Here is a 17,247-nt window from a genome sequence, read left to right as displayed (position 1 = left end):
ACGATTCGCTTTTGATCTGCGTGATGCTGATCAGTAGTTTGTGCGCGGGCCGTTTTGCGCGGCCGTTGCGTGTTGTTGACGTTTTGCTGTTCAGTTTTCAAGGTTCATGTTTGTGCCGCCATCTGTGTTTGTGTAGCTCGTTGTTGCTTGGCGACTTTTATTATATTAAAGCATGTTTATACTCCTGTCAACACCTTTTAGATTTTTTCCTTCAGTTCTTTTTCTTTCCCTCTCTCTTTCTTCGCACTCCTTTTCTCAATAGCGCCTAAAGCCTTGCGCCATCTGCATTCCTCATCTCTTGTTTTAGCCGCACCAGCTGCCAGCCGTCCGCAAGAAATCCGCGTTGGAAAATTCCACGTTTTTCTTGCGCTAATTTTTTCCGGCAAATGATCCCCCCCTCTCTCCTCGAAAAAAGCCGACCGGATTTCTCAGAGAGAGAAATCCGGTCGGCTTTGTTGCGTCTCTTATTTTTTCGGGCTTGCTTGGGCTGCCAGTCTCCGTGCAGCCTTACGCTCTTCAAGCTTCTCGCGGTCGATATCCGATTTAACATTGTACTTCGGCAAAGCCAATAGCTGGTAAGCGTTGACTGCCAGGAACGGAAACAGCAGCAATGCTACCCAGCTGTCGATGTTATCTGCTTTGACCATCAAAGCCGGAAGCCATTCCAAAGTCGTAATGACGATCATAAAGAACAGCGCTGAAATGAATGTGCTCTTCGTCGTCCATTTCGCTTTGAAATAAGCGGTAATCAATGAAGCGCCTAGCAAAATGGCCAACAGCACGCCATATAGCACTTGCTGGCTTTCCGTCTCTGCGTTCGGCGCAAAACGGAAGACAATCAAATCGAAGATGACGATTGCAATGATCAACAGCTGAACCCAATTCCATAAGCGCAGCGTCCGGAACATATTGACGCCGAATTGATGTATTGTCAGATATGCAAAAAAGCCCATCTGGCTGATCATGCTCATCGTCATCCCCACAACAACCATCCAAGCAAAGCCGGCAAGAACCTCTCCCCATTGCCCATTCGCGAAAGCTTCTGCGAAAACGTCATCCCAGCGGATGAACAAACCGAGTATCCCGGTAATCGCTCCGCCGATAAAAATAGCATTTATAAAAAATTTAACCCAATTTCGTATCGTCACGTTAATGCCTCCATTGTATGAAATCCTCTTAAGATTGTACCAACCTGGCGGCAAAAAATCCATTAAGCCCGACCCATTGATGTGAACAAACCATGAAATTGGTGGCATTCTGTTCATAAATAGAAAAAGTCCGGCTGCACATTGCACGGCCGGACTCCATTCATTATTTTTTAGCGAATTGATTTAGCAATTGCATGGCGATGTCTTCGTAAATTTCCCCAATCGGATGGTCTGCCGTGTAAACTGACGGCGCGAAATCCGCTTCGTTCCAATCCGGCTGGCCCAGTGGAATCTGGCCCAGCAATGGAGCCTGCAGCTCTTCAGCAAGCTTCGGGCCGCCTCCTTGGCCGAAAAGGTATTCCTTATTGCCCGTTTCTTTGCTTTCGAACCACGACATATTCTCGATGACTCCCAAAACTTCGTGATTGGTTTGGATGGCCATCGCACCTGCGCGCGCAGCTACAAATGCTGCAGTGGGATGCGGTGTCGTAATGACGATTTCTTTAGAGGCCGGCAGCATCTGATGGATGTCCAGCGCTACGTCCCCTGTCCCTGGCGGCAAGTCCAGCAGCAAATAATCCAATTCGCCCCATTCTACATCGCGGAAGAATTGATCCAAGACTTTCCCAAGCATTGGGCCGCGCCACACAACCGGCATATTGTCTTCGACGAAAAAGCCCATCGAGATTACTTTGACGCCGAAGCGTTCAACCGGAATGATCGTATTGCCGCGGACGACAGGTGATTTATCGATGCCCATCATATCCGGCACACTGAAACCATAGATATCTGCATCAATCAAGCCGACTTTTTTGCCTAGGCGCGCAAGGGCGACAGCTAAGTTTACTGACACTGTCGATTTGCCGACGCCGCCTTTGCCGCTGGCGATTGAAATGAATTCAACCTTGTTCAATGGCGACAGCAGGTCTTGTGCTTCTGATTCATTCGCAGTACCGCGGAATTGAGCCAATGCTTCCTGAGGAAGCTCTTCAAAACGGATTCCGACAGAACCCGCTCCCGCTTCTTTCAGAATTTCGACAACTTTCATCTGCAGCTGCATCTGTTCAGGCGTATTCGTTTTGGCGATAGCCAACTTCACGCTGACGTGGTTTTTCTCTTCTTTTATCGTGACGGATGTAATGCCGTTCGTTTCAGTCAGCGATCTATGTAAAAACGGGTCTTGCAGGGTCCCCAGTAATTCGCGAACTTGTGCTTCATTTAACATATTGATACACTCCTTCTCACTTTTGCTCACCGTAAAGTATAACATAGCGGACTTTATTTTAAATCAATTCTGCCTTCTATGGAAAGGCACTCGATTTTGGTCATGAAAAAACGCCATGGAGCTGGCAGCAAAAAATCGAGCTCCATGCATTCCGTTCATTTTAAATAAAACCAGACATTATTACATCAACTAAAATCCAACATTTCATTGTCATCGTACTTAAAGTCCGGCCCCCAGGCAACTTCCCAATAATAGCCGTCAGGATCTTTGAAATACCCGGAATAGCCTCCCCAGAAAACATCTCTCGGTTCTTTAACGACTTCTGCTCCCGCTGCTTTCGCTAAAGCGATGATTTCGTCCACTTCTTCCTTTATTTTTGCGTTATAGGCCAGCGTAATACCTGAAAACCCGCTCCCGCTTGGCGGATTGGCTTCGTTGATGTCTTTCGCCAGATCCTCTAAAGGATAAAGCTCCAATTTCGTACCGGAAGAATTAAAAAATACGATTTCCGGGTTATCTCTTTTTTCATTAGTCTTAAACCCCAGTCCGTCCCGATAGAATTTTACCGACGTTTCCATATCCCTGACTCCTAAACAAATAAGATTGATTCGATTCATATTCCCATCTCCTTCATCCGTTTTTTTCATTTTACACTTTTAGGCGGCTACTAACTATTTGCTTCCACAAAAAAGCACTTTCCGAATTGCTTCGGAAAGTGCTTTGTGTATAATTTGAAATTAACGTTTTGAGAACTGAGGTGCGCGACGTGCTGATTTAAGACCTGGTTTTTTACGTTCTTTCATACGTGGGTCACGTGTTAACAACCCAGCAGATTTCAACGCTGGACGGAAAGCAGGGTCTACAGTAAGTAGAGCGCGAGCGATACCGTGGCGGATTGCGCCAGCTTGTCCAGTGAATCCACCGCCGTTTACGTTTACTAGGACGTCGTAGCTTCCTAGAGTTTCAGTAGCAACTAGTGGTTGTTTGATGATTTGCTCAAGAGTTTCGTATGGAACGTAATCCGATACGTCACGTTTGTTGATTGTAATTGTGCCGTCTCCTGGTACTAAACGTACGCGAGCTGTAGAGTTTTTACGGCGACCTGTACCAATATATTGAACTTGTGCCAAAGGTGTATCCTCCTCTTATTTACGTATAATTATCCGCGAAGCGTGTAAGCTTCTGGTTGTTGTGCTTGGTGGTTATGGTCTGGTCCAGCGTAAACGTGGAGTTTTCTGAACGTCTGGCGGCCAAGAGAGTTTTTTGGAAGCATCCCTTTGATAGCCAATTCAAGCATTTTAGTCGGGTATTTAGTGCGCATTTCAAGTGCTGTGCGCTGTTTCAAACCACCGCTGTATTGTGTGTGGCGGTAGTAGATTTTGTCTGATAGTTTTTTACCAGTCAAGTGGATTTTTTCAGCGTTGATGATGATCACGTGATCACCAGTGTCAACGTTTGGTGTGAATGTTGGTTTGTATTTACCACGTAAGATTGAAGCGACTTCAGAAGCTAAACGTCCAAGAGTTTGCCCTTCTGCATCGACAACCAACCATTTACGCTCGACTTCGTGACCTTTAGCCATGAATGTTGTACGCATGTATATTGTCCTCCTAAAATATCATCTGTTATTAATCATGTCCCAAGTTCCGTTGGCACATGTCAGTTGTTCTGTTGTACCGTTTTTTCGTTATCCCTTAACACAAATAACCTTCCGGGGCATATCGTGGGGGTAATGAAAATACCATACATCATGTTATAACGAATCGGGTGGAAAGTCAAGGGTTTTTCCAAATACACCAGGAAAAGTTGTTTCAGCCATCATACTCTACGTTTTCAAGGTATAAACCGTGAGCCGCAGCTGTTTTACCAGCCGCTCCCCGCTCTTTGGCACTAATGATATCCGCCACTTCCGAAACGCTTTTTCTGCCGACCCCCACTTCCATCAATGTGCCTGCGATGATGCGCACCATATTATAGAGGAAGCCGGATCCTTCGATGACCATGTGGAGCTCTGCCCCATGCTCTTCAAATTCCAAGCGCCTTACCGTCCGCACTTTATCGACGACGCCCGTATTTACTGCGCAGAAACTCGAATAATCATGAGTGCCGATAAACGCTTCGGCCGCTTGCTGCATTTTCACAAGGTCGGGACACTGCTTTATATGCACCATGTAATTGCGGGTGAACGGGCTGATCACTTGGCTGCGGTCCCATTTATAGCGATAAGTCTTTCCAGCGGCATGGTAGCGCGCGTGGAAACCTTCAGGCGCCTCGTGGATTTCCGCGACACGGATATCTTCTGGCAGAAGCACGTTGAGCGCCTTCAACCATCCGCTGTCTGGAATCGACAGCGGCGTGTCAAAATGGATGACTTGGCCAGTTGCATGCACTTTCGCATCCGTCCGGCCGCTCGCCACCACTTGCACAACTTCACCTTTATGGATTGTCTTTAAAACCTTCATCAATTCCTGCTGCACTGTACGCGAATCCGGTTGGACTTGATAGCCCGCAAAACCGGATCCGTCATAGGCGATTTTCGCTTTCATTCGTTTCATGCTTTCTCTCCTTATGTCCGGTAATACCAAAGAACAGCTGTCAAACCGACAAGCAGCGCCATGCTGAATGTATCTTTAAAGCCCCAGTCGAGCTGGCGGTAGCGGGTACGGCCTTCTCCGCCGCGGTAACCCCGCACTTCCATCGCTGTTGCCAAGTCTTCTGCACGCTTAAATGCGCTGACGAACAACGGAATGAGCAAAGGCACTACCGCTTTGATGCGTTCTTTCACGGGTCCTGAGCCGATATCCGACCCTCTTGCCATCTGTGCCTTCATGATTTTTCCCGTCTCGTCCATCAAAGTCGGGATGAAGCGCAGCGAAATCGACATCATCAACGCCAGCTCGTGCACAGGAAGCTTGACGCGCTTGAACGGCCCCAGCAAGGTTTCGATGCCATCGGTAATGGAAATCGGTGAAGTCGTCAGCGTCAGGATGCTCGTGATGAACACCAACACCAGAAAGCGGACCGACAAGAAAATACCTTGCCGCAGCCCTTCCTCATAAATCTCGATAAACCCGATGCTCAGCAGCACGTCCCCTCCGCGCGTAAAGAAAATATGCAAAAGGAACGTGAATATCAATAGGATAAAGACCGGTTTCAAACCCGTAATAAGAAAGTACAGGCGTATTTTCGACAAAAACACAACAAAAAGGGTGAATCCCAGCAATATGCCATATGTCAGCGCATTATTTGCCACAAAAACCACTGCGATAAAAATAAACACAAAGAGGATTTTTGCACGCGGATCCATCCGGTGGACGATTGAATCGCCGGGAATATAGCGGCCGAAGATCATTTTCTCTATCATATGACATCACGCCCTTTCTGAAGAGCCTGCGCAATGTTTTTTGCTAATGCTTCCTCAGTGAGAGAAATGCCATTCAATTTGATGCCCATCTTTTCTTCGAATTGCCGTTGCAGGCGGACCGAACGCGGCGGTTCGAGCCGATAATCATGCAATTGCTCTTCGTTGGAAAAGATGGTGACTGGATCGCCTGTCACCACACATTTACCGCCATGCATGATGGCGATCTGATCGGCGTAGCGCGCGGCATCTTCCATGCTGTGCGTCACCAATACCGTCGTCAGCCCTTTTTCGACATGTAGCCTATAGAAAAGGTCCATGATTTCACGGCGGCCTCTTGGATCCAGCCCCGCTGTCGGTTCATCAAGCACCAATACGTCCGGCTCCATTGCCAGGACGCCCGCTATCGCCACACGGCGCATTTGCCCGCCGGACAGGTCAAACGGTGACTTTTCCAGCACGTCCATCGGAAGCCCGAGCTGCTGGACCAATTCGCGAGCGCGCCGGCTTGCTTCTTCTTCTGGAACGCCATAATTCAATGGCCCGAACATGATGTCTTTCAAGACGGTTTCATCAAACAGCTGCTGCTCAGGAAATTGGAAGACAATTCCGACTTGGCGGCGGATATCGCGCAGGTTCTTCGCTTTTGTCCCCGCTTCTATTTTCCGTTCACCAATCATTACAGTGCCTTCCGTCGGTTTCAGCAGCGCGTTCAGATGCTGCAAAACGGTCGACTTCCCTGAGCCGGTATGCCCGATGATTGCCGTATAGGATCCTGACGGGATATGCAGATTTACGTGATGCAATGCCCGTTTTTCAAATGGCGTATCTTTCGCGTAGCTGTATCCTACATCTTGGAGTAAGATGTCCATAGTTCATTCACCAACTTATCTTCTGTCATATGCTCGCCTTTAATATCCAAGCCTTCTTCGCGAAGCAAATGCGTCATGCGCATCGCAAATGGCAAATCCAGGCCCAGCTCCATCAATTCGCTGCCCGAACGGAATACTTGCTCTGGGTTGCCTTCTAATTGTTTATGTCCCTGGTTCATAACAATCAGCCTATCGGCTAGCGCAGCTTCCTCTAAATCATGCGTAATGGAGATGACCGTCAAGCCGGTCGCTTCTCTCAGCTCCCTGATTGTTTCAATCACTTCCATCCGCCCTTGGGGATCGAGCATCGAAGTCGCTTCATCCAAAATCAGCAGCCGCGGACGCAAAGCCAAAGCTCCGGCAATTGCCACCCGCTGCTTCTGCCCTCCAGACAAATGATGAGGCTCCTGGTCCATATAATCTTCCATCTTCACTTGGCGCAATGATTCTTTCACACGCACCACCATTTCATCATGGGGGACGCCGTTATTCTCCAAGGCAAATGCCACATCGTCCTGCACCGTCGCCCCGACAAACTGATTGTCTGGGTTTTGGAACACCATGCCCATTTGGGAACGGATGTCCCATAGCGTTTCTTCGGACATCGGTTTGCCCATTGCCGTCACCTTTCCAGCTTTCGGAAACAGTAATCCGTTCATCAATTTGGCGATCGTTGATTTGCCTGATCCGTTATGCCCGACCAGCGCAATCCACTCTCCTTCCTCAATGGTAAAAGAAAGGTCCGCTACTGCCGGCCGAACCGATTCTTCGTCTGGCGCATATGTAAATGTCACATTTTCAAATGACATAATAATCGAATTCATCTCTGCTGGCCTCCTCTAATTGCAAACTACCTCTACTCTACTCGGTCTCCTAAGCAATTGTAAAACTAAAAATGGATAAAAAAAAGCGCGCACCTCATTCAGAGAAATGCGCTTTTCTGTCTCTATGGCGCCCCGGTTGCTTAAGCCAGGGTTGAATGAGGTGCGTAGAGCTAGACAAGACGCCGTCCGAAGACTCGCTCATCATAACGCTCAGCTTTTCATGAGTGTCGTATAAACCATAATGCTAAAAGAAGAGGGCATGAACCCTCTTCCAATAAATCAATTGTCCCGCTGGCTGAAGTTCAGCCAACGGATCTAACTTGAATCTGCTGATTCAAATTAAACTAATTCGATGATTACCATTGGTGCGCCATCTCCGCGACGAGGCCCCATTTTCATGATGCGAGTGTAGCCGCCTTGGCGTTCTGCGTAGCGTGGTGCAACGTCATCAAACAATTTTTGCAAAGCAAAGATTGTGTTTTCGTTACCTTCTGCGTCAGCAGTAGTTACTAACTCACGGCGAATAAATGCTGCAGCTTTACGGCGTGCGTGAAGATCTCCACGTTTGCCAAGCGTAATCATTTTTTCTACAGTTGAACGAACTTCTTTCGCACGAGCTTCAGTCGTTTGAATGCGTTCATGAACGATTAAGTCTGTTGTAAGGTCACGTAATAGTGCTTTACGCTGAGAACTTGTACGTTGTAGCTTTCTCATTGAAGTTTCCCTCCTTTGTTAAATATATCGGATCCGATTATAAGTGTCAGTCTTCTTTACGAAGGCCTAACCCTAAATCTTCTAACTTCACTTTAACTTCTTCAAGTGATTTGCGTCCGAGGTTGCGTACTTTCATCATGTCGTCTTCCGACTTGCTAGCCAGTTCGTGTACCGTGTTGATACCCGCACGTTTTAAGCAGTTGTAAGAACGAACCGAAAGATCAAGTTCTTCGATAGTCATCTCCAACACTTTTTCTTTTTGGTCTTCTTCTTTTTCAACCATGATTTCAGCCGTTTGAGCCTCATCTGTCAAACCAACGAAGATATTTAAATGCTCAGTAAAAATTTTCGCACCAAGTGCAATTGCCTCTTTAGGACCAATGCTGCCATCTGTCCAAACATCAAGAGATAATTTATCAAAATTAGCGAGCTGGCCCACACGTGTGTTTTCCACTTGGAAGTTCACGCGTGATACTGGAGTGTAAATAGAGTCAATCGGAATGACGCCGATCGGAAGATCTTCACGTTTGTTCTGATCTGCACGAGCGTATCCACGGCCTCTGTTCGCATACATGCGCATACGCAGGTGTCCGTTTTTAGCGATTGTTGCAATATATAGATCCGGATTCAGAATTTCCACGTCACTGTCGTGAGTGATATCTGCAGCCGTAACCGTTCCATCACCTTTTACATCAATTTCAATGACTTTTTCTTCGTCAGAGTAAATTTTCAGTGCCAGTTTCTTAATATTCAAGATGATTGATGCTACATCTTCTTCTACACCTTCAACAGTGGAGAATTCATGCAAGACACCATCAATTTGAATCGAAGTAACAGCAGCGCCTGGTAAAGATGAAAGTAAGATTCGACGTAAGGAGTTTCCTAAAGTAGTTCCATATCCACGCTCAAGCGGTTCAACAACAAACTTGCCGTATTTAGCAGTGTTGTCGATCTCGACCGTTTCAATTTTTGGTTTTTCTATTTCGAGCATTCATTTTACCCTCCTTCAAAACGTCGGTATTTTCGTTTCATCAAGAATTCGATAGTCACAGACTTTCGCAACGATTCGGAACACATTCAGTAAGTCGTGATGTTCAAAAATCCTATTCAGATTAACGATTATACGCGACGGCGTTTTGGCGGACGGCAACCGTTATGAGGTACTGGAGTTACATCTTTGATAGCTGTAACTTCTAGTCCGGCAGCTTGAAGCGCACGGATAGCAGCCTCACGACCTGAACCAGGACCTTTAACTGTAACTTCTAGAGTTTTAAGACCGTGTTCGATTGAAGTTTTAGCACAAGTTTCAGCAGCCATTTGAGCAGCGAAAGGTGTAGATTTACGTGAACCTCTAAATCCTAGAGCACCAGCGCTTGACCAAGATACTGCGTTTCCTTGCATATCTGTAATCGTAACGATTGTGTTGTTAAATGTTGAGCGGATGTGAGCAATACCAGATTCGATATTCTTTTTCACACGACGCTTACGAGTTTGTTGTTTACGTGCCATGTTAAGAAGATACCTCCTTTACTGATTATTTTTTCTTGTTAGCTACAGTTTTACGAGGACCCTTACGCGTACGCGCATTGTTCTTCGTATTTTGTCCGCGAACAGGTAGTCCACGGCGGTGGCGGATACCTCGGAAGCTAGCAATTTCCATCAATCGCTTGATGTTCATAGAAACTTCACGGCGTAGGTCACCTTCAATTTTAAATTGATCCAATTGTTCACGGATATTGTTCAACTCGTCTTCAGTAAGATCGCGAACGCGAGTATCTTCAGAGATACCAGCTCCTGAAAGTACTTTCTGAGCAGTAGTTTTACCAACACCGAAAATGTATGTTAATGAAATAACAACGCGTTTGTCGCGTGGAATGTCAACACCAGCAATACGTGCCATGTGTGATGCACCTCCTTCTTATTAGCCTTGTCTTTGTTTGTGTTTCGGATTTTCACAGATTACCATTACTTTACCGTTTCTGCGAATAACTTTACATTTTTCACAGATCGGTTTTACAGATGGTCTCACTTTCATCTAACCCAACCTCCTTAGTAGTCCGGAGTGCAAAAGATTATTTAAAACGGTATGTGATACGACCGCGTGTTAAATCGTAAGGAGAAAGTTCCACTGTTACTTTATCCCCCGGCAGAATGCGGATGAAATGCATGCGGATCTTGCCTGATACATGCGCAAGAATCGTATGGCCGTTCTCCAATTCTACTTTAAACATCGCGTTAGGCAAAGTCTCAACGACTGTTCCTTCGATTTCAATTACATCGTCTTTCGCCATCGACCCAGTCTCCCTTCTGTATACAAATCAGGTTCTCATCTTCAAACAGTATTTGCTGATTGAATAATACTACGATATTCATTCACCAGGAATGCATGAGTGACATTCGAAAGACAGTCTCCGAGTTCCACTGCCCGCAAATTGCGGAGAGGGGGTAATCCGGTTAATCCAGCCTGACTCATGTTTCCTCGACCGTCCGGACTGCCTTGGATGAGTTCCAAACCCGTTACACAGATGCTTCCACGAAACCCATTATACTATTTCCCATGCCGAATTGCACTTTGCGACCCTGCACCAGATTTCCTATAAGGAGCCTTGTTTGCTTTTGCAGCTCTCGAAAATTCATATCTCCGTCGCTCCTTAAAGCCACATGGAGGCAACTAACTGCGCCCGGCGCCGAAGATTAGCCTCGGTCGCCCTTTAGAAGAGCATCAATGTCAGCAAATACTTTCTGAATGTCCTGCTGTCCATTTATATTTTTCAGCACGCCTTTGTCTTCGTAGAAATCCAGAAGCGGCTGAGTTTGTTTAATGTTGACTTCTAAACGGTTTGTGACGGTTTCAGGGTTATCGTCTTCGCGCATGTAAAGCTCGCCCCCGTCTTTGTCGCACACGCCTTCAACTTTAGGCGGATTGAACACAAGATGGTACGCAGTGCCACACACTTTGCAAATCCGACGGCCTGATAATCGCTTAACAAGTTCGTCTTGTTCAACTTGAATGTTTACGACATGCTCGATTCTTTTGCCAAGATCGGCAAGAAGAGATTCCAGCGCTTCAGCTTGTGGGACTGTACGTGGAAAGCCGTCCAATAGGAAGCCTTCTTCACAATCCGCTGCGCTAAGACGCTCACGGACGATACCGATAGTCACTTCATCGGGAACTAATGCTCCCTTATCCATGAACGATTTTGCTTCCAAGCCTAGTTTCGTTCCGCCTTTAATAGCGGCCCGGAACATATCACCTGTAGAAATATGAGGGATGTCGTACTTCTCAACAATTTTGTCCGCTTGAGTGCCTTTTCCAGCACCAGGTAGACCCATTAATACGATATTCATACGTTTGCCCCCTCAGACAAGTGGAGAAGGAACGATTTGACACGCCCCTAAAACCCCTGATTATTTCATAAAGCCTTTGTAATGACGTTTAACAAGCTGAGATTCCAATTGTTTCATCGTCTCCAGCGCTACCCCTACCACGATCAATAGACTTGTACCACCGATTTGCGCCGATTGCGGCAAGCCCATCAAGTTGGTGAAGAAAATTGGCATTACTGCGATAACGGATAGGAAAATCGCTCCGACGAATGTCAAACGGTATAACACACTTGTTAAATAATCTTGCGTATTTTTACCCGGACGGATTCCCGGAATATAAGCACCTTGCTTTTTCAGATTGTCCGACACGTTTTCAGGATTAACCTGAATGAATGCATAGAAATACGTGAAAGCTACAATCAAAGCGACATAAATAATCATGCCGACAGGGCGAGTGTAGTCAAATGTATTCTGGATTGCATCCGTAACCGCGTTGGCGCCAAAGAAAGAAGCGATGGTTTGCGGCGTAATGATAAACGCTACTGCGAAGATAACCGGGATAACTCCGGCCGCGTTCACTTTCAAAGGTAAATGCGTTTGTTGTGCACCTGTTGTCTGGCCGCGGCCAGCAACGCGTTTTGCATACTGGATCGGAATTTTGCGCAGCGCTTGCTGAACGTAGATAACCAAAACAGTAACAGCAACAACTGCTAATGCAAGCAAGACCAGAAGGGCGATGTTGATCGCAAGCTGAGAACCAGCTCCTTCGATTTGCTGTGCATACAATTGGTTGACAGCTCCAGGTATTGCAGCGACAATCCCAGCGAAGATGATAATCGAAATACCGTTCCCCACACCTTTTGCCGTAATCTGCTCACCAAGCCACAGTAGAAATGCAGTACCGCCAGTTAAAACAATTGCGATTACAGCATAAGTTGCAACCGAATCGTCCAGTATTAAAGATCCACCATAAATCTGGTTGAATCCGTAAGACATACCAATTGCTTGGATAAAGGCAAGAACAATTGTGAAATAGCGAGTGAATTGAGCAAGTTTCCGTCTTCCGACTTCACCTTGTTTCGCCCACTCTGCAAACTTCGGCACAACGTCCATCTGCAATAATTGCACAATGATTGACGCTGTGATGTATGGCATGATTCCCATTGCTAAAATCGAGAAATTAGCTAGGGCGCCTCCACCGAAAGTATTTAAGAATCCGATCAAGCCAGCTTGATCAGTAGCTTGCAATACGCTTGCGTCAACATTCGGTACCGGAATGAAAGTTCCGATACGGAAAATGATGAGCATTAGTAAAGTAAAGATAATTTTATTTCGAATATCAGTCACGCGCATAAAATTTGAGATTGTCTGAAACATTAAAGCACCTCGGTTTGTCCGCCGGCAGCTTCAATCGCTTCTTTTGCTGTTCCAGAGAATTTGTGAGCTTTAACAGTCAATTTCTTCTCTAAGCTACCATTGCCCAGAATCTTGATTCCAGAACGTTCATTGCTGACAAAACCTGATTCCATAAGCAATGCAGGTGTAATTTCTGTGCCCTCGTCGAAACGGTTCAATACATCAAGGTTGACAATAGCGTAGTCTTTACGGTTAATGTTCGTAAATCCACGTTTAGGCAAACGACGGAACAATGGGTTTTGACCACCCTCGAATCCTGGACGAACTCCGCCGCCAGAACGTGCGTTTTGACCTTTATGGCCTTTACCTGCTGTTTTACCAGTACCTGAACCGATACCGCGTCCGACACGCTTTCTTGAACTGCGTGATCCTTCTGCTGGTTTTAATTCATGAAGTTTCATGTGGTTGGCACCTCCTTCTATAGAAAATCAGGGATTAAACTTCTTTGATAGTTACTAAATGAGCGACTTTATCAAGCATTCCGCGAACGGCTGCATTGTCTTGGTGCGCTACTGTCTGGTGCATTTTGCGCAAGCCTAATGACTGGACAGTTTTACGTTGTGATGGCTTAGCGCCGATCACAGATTTTGTGAGGGTAATTTCTAGTTTAGTTGCCATGTAATTTTCCCTCCTTATCCTAATAGCTCTTCTGTAGTTTTGCCGCGAAGTTTTGCAACTTGGTCAGCACTTTTCAGTTGAGTTAAACCGTTGATAGTTGCACGAACCATGTTGATTGGTGTGTTTGAACCTAGAGATTTCGACAAGATGTCTTGTACTCCAGCAAGTTCAAGTACCGCACGGACAGGTCCACCAGCAATAACACCAGTACCCGGAGAAGCCGGTTTGATAAGAATTTGGCCAGCACCAAAGCGACCGATTACTAAGTGTGGAGTTGTACCTTTAACCATTGGTACTTCAATAAGGTTTTTCTTCGCATCTTCAATAGCTTTACGGATAGCATCTGGAACTTCTTGAGCTTTACCAGTACCAAAACCGACATTACCATTTTTGTCGCCTACAACAACTAATGCGGAGAAACGGAAACGACGTCCACCTTTTACAACTTTCGCTACGCGGTTAATCGTAACTACGCGTTCTTCAAGTTCAAGTTTGTTTGGATCAATACGACGCATGAAATGTGTCCCTCCTTCTTTTAAAATTGTAAACCATTTTCACGTGCAGCTTCTGCCAATGCTTTTACACGTCCATGATATAAATAACCACCGCGGTCAAAAACGATCGATTTCAAACCGTTTTCAGTAGCACGTTTTGCGATTGTTTCGCCGACTTTAGCCGCCGCGTCCACGTTGCCAGTTGAATCGCCTGTGAAATCTTTATCCATAGATGATGCACTTACAAGTGTTACGCCGTTTGTATCGTCGATCAATTGAGCGTAGATATATTTATTCGAACGGAATACGTTTAAACGCGGGCGTGTTGCTGTACCCGTGATTTTTGAACGTACACGAGCATGACGCTTTTTACGAGATGCGTTTTTATCGAGTTTCGTAATCACTGAGGTCACTCCTTTCATCCTGCCTAAGCAGCATTATTTACCTGTTTTACCTTCTTTGCGGCGAACTTTCTCACCTTCGTAACGGATACCTTTGCCTTTATACGGCTCTGGCGGACGCACTTGGCGGATGTTAGAAGCAAGAGCTCCAACGCGTTCTTTGTCGATGCCTTTAACGATAACTCGTGTGTTAGCTGGAACTTCAACTGTAAGGCCATCTTCCGGAGTGAATTCAACCGGGTGAGAGTAACCTACGTTAAGAACCAATTTTTGACCTTGCAGCTGAGCACGGTATCCAACCCCTACCAATTCAAGCGTACGCTCGAATCCTTGAGAAGTTCCAAGAACCATGTTAGCAAGCAAAGCACGAGTAGTTCCGTGAATTGTGCGGTGATCTTTCGATTCAGACGGGCGTGACAATGTTACCACGTTGTCTTCAAGAACGATTGCGATATCTTTGTTAAATGTGCGAGTCAACTCGCCTTTAGGTCCTTTAACAGTTACTTCGTTATTGTCTCCAATAGTGACAGTAACGTCAGCAGGAACCTCGATTGGTTTTTTACCTACACGTGACATTTCTTTGCACCTCCATTCGTTTGTTGCTAATTACCAAACGTATGCTATGATTTCTCCGCCGATTTGTTTCGCGCGGGCTTCTTTATCAGTTACCAAACCTTGTGATGTCGATACCAAAGCGATCCCAAGACCGTTCAGCACACGAGGCACCTCATTAGTTTTAGCGTATACACGTAATCCTGGTTTTGAAATGCGTTTCAATCCAGTAATAACGCGTTCGTTATTAGCTCCGTATTTCAAGAAAATCCGGATCATACCTTGTTTATCATCTTCAACATATTCCACGTCACGAACGAAACCTTCACGCTTAAGAATTTCAGCGATGTCTTTTTTCACATTAGAAGCCGGAAGCTCTAATTTCTCGTGACGAACCATGTTTGCATTACGAATGCGTGTCAGCATATCTGCAATCGGATCTGTCATTGTCATTACATTTACCTCCTTCCCAAATTAGGGGATTACCAGCTGGCTTTTTTAACGCCAGGAATTTGTCCCACATATGCAAGTTCACGGAAACAAATACGGCAAAGTTTAAATTTGCGTAATACTGAATGCGGACGTCCGCATCGTTCACAGCGTGTGTACTCTTGTACTTTAAACTTTGGCGTGCGTTTTTGTTTTGCGATCATAGATTTTTTAGCCACGTTTACGCCTCCCTCACGTTTACTTTTGGAACGGCATTCCGAATTGTGTTAATAACTCACGAGCTTCTTCATCAGAGTTCGCAGTTGTTACAATTACGATGTCCATACCGCGTACTTTAGAAACTTTATCATAATCGATTTCAGGGAAGATCAATTGTTCTTTCACACCAAGTGTGTAGTTGCCGCGTCCATCGAAAGATTTTTTCGAAACGCCACGGAAATCACGTACACGTGGAAGTGAGATAGCAATCAATTTATCCAGGAAGTCATACATACGCTCTCCGCGAAGTGTAACTTTACATCCGATTGGCATACCTTCACGAAGACGGAAGCCAGCGATAGATTTCTTAGCTTTAGTAATTACTGGTTTTTGACCAGAAATGGTTTGTAATTCTTCAACAGCAGTGTCAAGGGACTTAGTGTTTTGAACAGCTTCGCCCACACCCATGTTGATAACGATCTTATCTACTTGAGGTACTTGCATTACTGATTTATATTCAAACTTGCTCACTAGAGCAGGAGTGACTTCATTCACATATTTTTCTTTTAGGCGGTTCATGTGTGTACCTCCCTTCATTCAGGAATTTTATTTATCTAATTTTTCACCGGATTTTTTTGCAACACGAACTTTTTTACCATCTTCTACCTTGTATCCTACACGAGTCGGCTCGCCGGATTTAGGGTCGATTAACATTACGTTAGAAACGTGAATCGCTGCTTCTTGGCTGACAATCCCACCTTGTGGGCTTGCCTGGTTCGGTTTTGTATGCTTTTTGATGATGTTTACACCTTCAACTAGCACACGGTCTTTCTTAGGTAGAGCTGTCAAAACAACACCTGTTTTGCCTTTGTCTTTACCTGAAATCACCTTAACTGTATCACCTTTTTTAACATGCATTCTGTCGCACCTCCTTGGTATGGCACATTGATTTATTAAAGAACTTCAGGAGCAAGTGAAACGATTTTCATGAAGTTGCTGTCGCGTAGTTCGCGGGCAACAGGTCCGAAAATACGTGTTCCACGTGGACCTTTGTCGTCACGAATAATAACACATGCATTTTCATCAAACTTAATGTAAGTACCGTCTTTACGGCGAGCTCCGCTTTTCGTGCGAACGATGACAGCCTTAACGACTTCACCTTTCTTGACAACGCCACCTGGTGTTGCTTTCTTCACGGTACAAACAATTACGTCACCGATGTTTGCAGTCTTGCGACCAGAACCACCAAGTACTTTAATTGTTAGTACTTCACGAGCACCCGAGTTGTCTGCAACTTTTAAACGAGTTTCCTGTTGGATCACTTAGGTTACCTCCCTTCGGAATTTCTTAGGTTCCGAAATTATTTAAATTAGATAATAACCGCTTTTTCTACAACTTCCATCAAACGGAAACGTTTTGTAGCTGACAGCGGACGAGTTTCCATGATGCGAACTACGTCGCCCATTTTCGCTTCGTTTAGCTCATCATGAGCTTTATATTTCTTAGAGTATTTTACACGTTTGCCATAAAATGCGTGCTTCTTTTGAGTTTCAACCATTACTGTAACGGTTTTGTCCATTTTGTCAGACACAACACGGCCTGTGTATACTTTGCGTTGGTTACGCTCAGTCATACTTGCAAACCTCC

The 17,247-nt window shown here is 45.5% G+C and carries 29 protein-coding genes; all 29 read right to left on the bottom strand.

What is annotated here, in order from left to right; translation table 11 throughout:
• Nucleotides 1–197: 197 nt before the first annotated feature.
• Nucleotides 198–386, bottom strand: a complete 189-nt coding sequence (locus AC4EHJ_RS16640; protein ID WP_490976699.1) for a hypothetical protein — start codon at nucleotides 384–386, stop codon at nucleotides 198–200.
• Nucleotides 387–464: 78 nt separating this feature from the next.
• A complete protein-coding gene (locus AC4EHJ_RS16635; RefSeq protein ID WP_490976698.1) occupies nucleotides 465–1,148 on the bottom strand; it encodes a KinB-signaling pathway activation protein in 684 nt (227 codons plus the stop codon).
• Nucleotides 1,149–1,311: 163 nt separating this feature from the next.
• Nucleotides 1,312–2,373, bottom strand: coding sequence for an Mrp/NBP35 family ATP-binding protein (locus AC4EHJ_RS16630; protein WP_490976697.1), 1,062 nt, complete (start codon nucleotides 2,371–2,373; stop codon nucleotides 1,312–1,314).
• A 185-nt stretch (nucleotides 2,374–2,558) separates the two neighbouring features.
• The gene (locus AC4EHJ_RS16625) at nucleotides 2,559–2,990 is read right to left on the bottom strand and encodes a VOC family protein (RefSeq protein WP_490976696.1); all 432 of its coding nucleotides are present in this window, start codon (nucleotides 2,988–2,990) and stop codon (nucleotides 2,559–2,561) included.
• A 120-nt stretch (nucleotides 2,991–3,110) separates the two neighbouring features.
• Nucleotides 3,111–3,503 carry a 30S ribosomal protein S9 gene (gene rpsI, locus AC4EHJ_RS16620; RefSeq protein ID WP_135500656.1) on the bottom strand — a complete coding sequence of 131 codons (393 nt, stop codon included), beginning with the start codon at nucleotides 3,501–3,503 and terminating at the stop codon, nucleotides 3,111–3,113.
• Nucleotides 3,504–3,532: 29 nt separating this feature from the next.
• Nucleotides 3,533–3,970, bottom strand: coding sequence for a 50S ribosomal protein L13 (gene rplM, locus AC4EHJ_RS16615; protein WP_490976695.1), 438 nt, complete (start codon nucleotides 3,968–3,970; stop codon nucleotides 3,533–3,535).
• A gap of 214 nt (nucleotides 3,971–4,184) precedes the next feature.
• A complete protein-coding gene (truA, locus tag AC4EHJ_RS16610) occupies nucleotides 4,185–4,928 on the bottom strand; it encodes a tRNA pseudouridine(38-40) synthase TruA (RefSeq protein WP_490976694.1) in 744 nt (247 codons plus the stop codon).
• An 11-nt stretch (nucleotides 4,929–4,939) separates the two neighbouring features.
• Complete coding sequence (locus AC4EHJ_RS16605) at nucleotides 4,940–5,737, bottom strand: energy-coupling factor transporter transmembrane component T family protein (protein ID WP_490976693.1); 798 nt, start codon at nucleotides 5,735–5,737, stop codon at nucleotides 4,940–4,942.
• Nucleotides 5,734–6,606, bottom strand: coding sequence for an energy-coupling factor ABC transporter ATP-binding protein (locus AC4EHJ_RS16600; RefSeq protein WP_490976692.1), 873 nt, complete (start codon nucleotides 6,604–6,606; stop codon nucleotides 5,734–5,736). Before AC4EHJ_RS16600 ends, AC4EHJ_RS16605 begins: the two co-directional genes overlap by 4 nt.
• Nucleotides 6,582–7,430, bottom strand: coding sequence for an energy-coupling factor ABC transporter ATP-binding protein (locus AC4EHJ_RS16595; protein ID WP_490976691.1), 849 nt, complete (start codon nucleotides 7,428–7,430; stop codon nucleotides 6,582–6,584). The genes AC4EHJ_RS16600 and AC4EHJ_RS16595 overlap by 25 nt, the downstream gene beginning before the upstream one ends.
• A 339-nt stretch (nucleotides 7,431–7,769) precedes the next feature.
• Nucleotides 7,770–8,144 carry a 50S ribosomal protein L17 gene (rplQ, locus tag AC4EHJ_RS16590; protein ID WP_135500650.1) on the bottom strand — a complete coding sequence of 125 codons (375 nt, stop codon included), beginning with the start codon at nucleotides 8,142–8,144 and terminating at the stop codon, nucleotides 7,770–7,772.
• A gap of 46 nt (nucleotides 8,145–8,190) precedes the next feature.
• Nucleotides 8,191–9,135: a DNA-directed RNA polymerase subunit alpha gene (locus tag AC4EHJ_RS16585; protein WP_135500649.1), complete on the bottom strand. Its 945-nt coding sequence runs from the start codon at nucleotides 9,133–9,135 to the stop codon at nucleotides 8,191–8,193.
• Between the two features lie 128 nt (nucleotides 9,136–9,263).
• Nucleotides 9,264–9,653, bottom strand: coding sequence for a 30S ribosomal protein S11 (rpsK, locus tag AC4EHJ_RS16580; RefSeq protein WP_135500648.1), 390 nt, complete (start codon nucleotides 9,651–9,653; stop codon nucleotides 9,264–9,266).
• Between the two features lie 25 nt (nucleotides 9,654–9,678).
• Complete coding sequence (gene rpsM, locus AC4EHJ_RS16575; protein WP_290213329.1) at nucleotides 9,679–10,044, bottom strand: 30S ribosomal protein S13; 366 nt, start codon at nucleotides 10,042–10,044, stop codon at nucleotides 9,679–9,681.
• Nucleotides 10,045–10,065: 21 nt separating this feature from the next.
• Nucleotides 10,066–10,179, bottom strand: a complete 114-nt coding sequence (rpmJ, locus tag AC4EHJ_RS16570; protein WP_006828951.1) for a 50S ribosomal protein L36 — start codon at nucleotides 10,177–10,179, stop codon at nucleotides 10,066–10,068.
• Between the two features lie 37 nt (nucleotides 10,180–10,216).
• On the bottom strand, nucleotides 10,217–10,435 hold the full coding sequence (gene infA / locus AC4EHJ_RS16565; RefSeq protein WP_006828950.1) for a translation initiation factor IF-1: 219 nt from the start codon (nucleotides 10,433–10,435) through the stop codon (nucleotides 10,217–10,219).
• Between the two features lie 403 nt (nucleotides 10,436–10,838).
• A complete protein-coding gene (locus AC4EHJ_RS16560; protein ID WP_490976690.1) occupies nucleotides 10,839–11,492 on the bottom strand; it encodes an adenylate kinase in 654 nt (217 codons plus the stop codon).
• 60 nt (nucleotides 11,493–11,552) lie between these two features.
• Nucleotides 11,553–12,848, bottom strand: coding sequence for a preprotein translocase subunit SecY (secY, locus tag AC4EHJ_RS16555; RefSeq protein WP_490976689.1), 1,296 nt, complete (start codon nucleotides 12,846–12,848; stop codon nucleotides 11,553–11,555).
• On the bottom strand, nucleotides 12,848–13,288 hold the full coding sequence (gene rplO / locus AC4EHJ_RS16550) for a 50S ribosomal protein L15 (protein ID WP_490976688.1): 441 nt from the start codon (nucleotides 13,286–13,288) through the stop codon (nucleotides 12,848–12,850). The genes secY and rplO overlap by 1 nt, the downstream gene beginning before the upstream one ends.
• A gap of 34 nt (nucleotides 13,289–13,322) precedes the next feature.
• Entirely contained in the window at nucleotides 13,323–13,505 is a 183-nt protein-coding gene (gene rpmD, locus AC4EHJ_RS16545; protein ID WP_135500643.1) for a 50S ribosomal protein L30, read from the bottom strand.
• Nucleotides 13,506–13,519: 14 nt separating this feature from the next.
• On the bottom strand, nucleotides 13,520–14,020 hold the full coding sequence (gene rpsE, locus AC4EHJ_RS16540; protein WP_135500642.1) for a 30S ribosomal protein S5: 501 nt from the start codon (nucleotides 14,018–14,020) through the stop codon (nucleotides 13,520–13,522).
• Between the two features lie 20 nt (nucleotides 14,021–14,040).
• A complete protein-coding gene (gene rplR / locus AC4EHJ_RS16535; protein WP_490976687.1) occupies nucleotides 14,041–14,403 on the bottom strand; it encodes a 50S ribosomal protein L18 in 363 nt (120 codons plus the stop codon).
• A 33-nt stretch (nucleotides 14,404–14,436) separates the two neighbouring features.
• The gene (gene rplF, locus AC4EHJ_RS16530; RefSeq protein WP_490976686.1) at nucleotides 14,437–14,976 is read right to left on the bottom strand and encodes a 50S ribosomal protein L6; all 540 of its coding nucleotides are present in this window, start codon (nucleotides 14,974–14,976) and stop codon (nucleotides 14,437–14,439) included.
• Between the two features lie 30 nt (nucleotides 14,977–15,006).
• Complete coding sequence (rpsH, locus tag AC4EHJ_RS16525) at nucleotides 15,007–15,405, bottom strand: 30S ribosomal protein S8 (RefSeq protein ID WP_006828942.1); 399 nt, start codon at nucleotides 15,403–15,405, stop codon at nucleotides 15,007–15,009.
• A gap of 29 nt (nucleotides 15,406–15,434) precedes the next feature.
• Complete coding sequence (gene rpsN, locus AC4EHJ_RS16520; protein WP_006828941.1) at nucleotides 15,435–15,620, bottom strand: 30S ribosomal protein S14; 186 nt, start codon at nucleotides 15,618–15,620, stop codon at nucleotides 15,435–15,437.
• A gap of 19 nt (nucleotides 15,621–15,639) precedes the next feature.
• Nucleotides 15,640–16,179 carry a 50S ribosomal protein L5 gene (gene rplE / locus AC4EHJ_RS16515; protein WP_135500640.1) on the bottom strand — a complete coding sequence of 180 codons (540 nt, stop codon included), beginning with the start codon at nucleotides 16,177–16,179 and terminating at the stop codon, nucleotides 15,640–15,642.
• A 27-nt stretch (nucleotides 16,180–16,206) separates the two neighbouring features.
• Nucleotides 16,207–16,518: a 50S ribosomal protein L24 gene (rplX, locus tag AC4EHJ_RS16510; protein WP_183736526.1), complete on the bottom strand. Its 312-nt coding sequence runs from the start codon at nucleotides 16,516–16,518 to the stop codon at nucleotides 16,207–16,209.
• 35 nt (nucleotides 16,519–16,553) lie between these two features.
• Nucleotides 16,554–16,922, bottom strand: a complete 369-nt coding sequence (gene rplN, locus AC4EHJ_RS16505) for a 50S ribosomal protein L14 (protein ID WP_135500639.1) — start codon at nucleotides 16,920–16,922, stop codon at nucleotides 16,554–16,556.
• Nucleotides 16,923–16,969: 47 nt separating this feature from the next.
• On the bottom strand, nucleotides 16,970–17,233 hold the full coding sequence (gene rpsQ, locus AC4EHJ_RS16500) for a 30S ribosomal protein S17 (RefSeq protein ID WP_490976685.1): 264 nt from the start codon (nucleotides 17,231–17,233) through the stop codon (nucleotides 16,970–16,972).
• Nucleotides 17,234–17,247 lie beyond the last annotated feature (14 nt).

The organism is Planococcus sp. TJ-301 (assembly GCF_058268475.1).
This window is presented reverse-complemented; position numbering and strand designations above follow the sequence as displayed.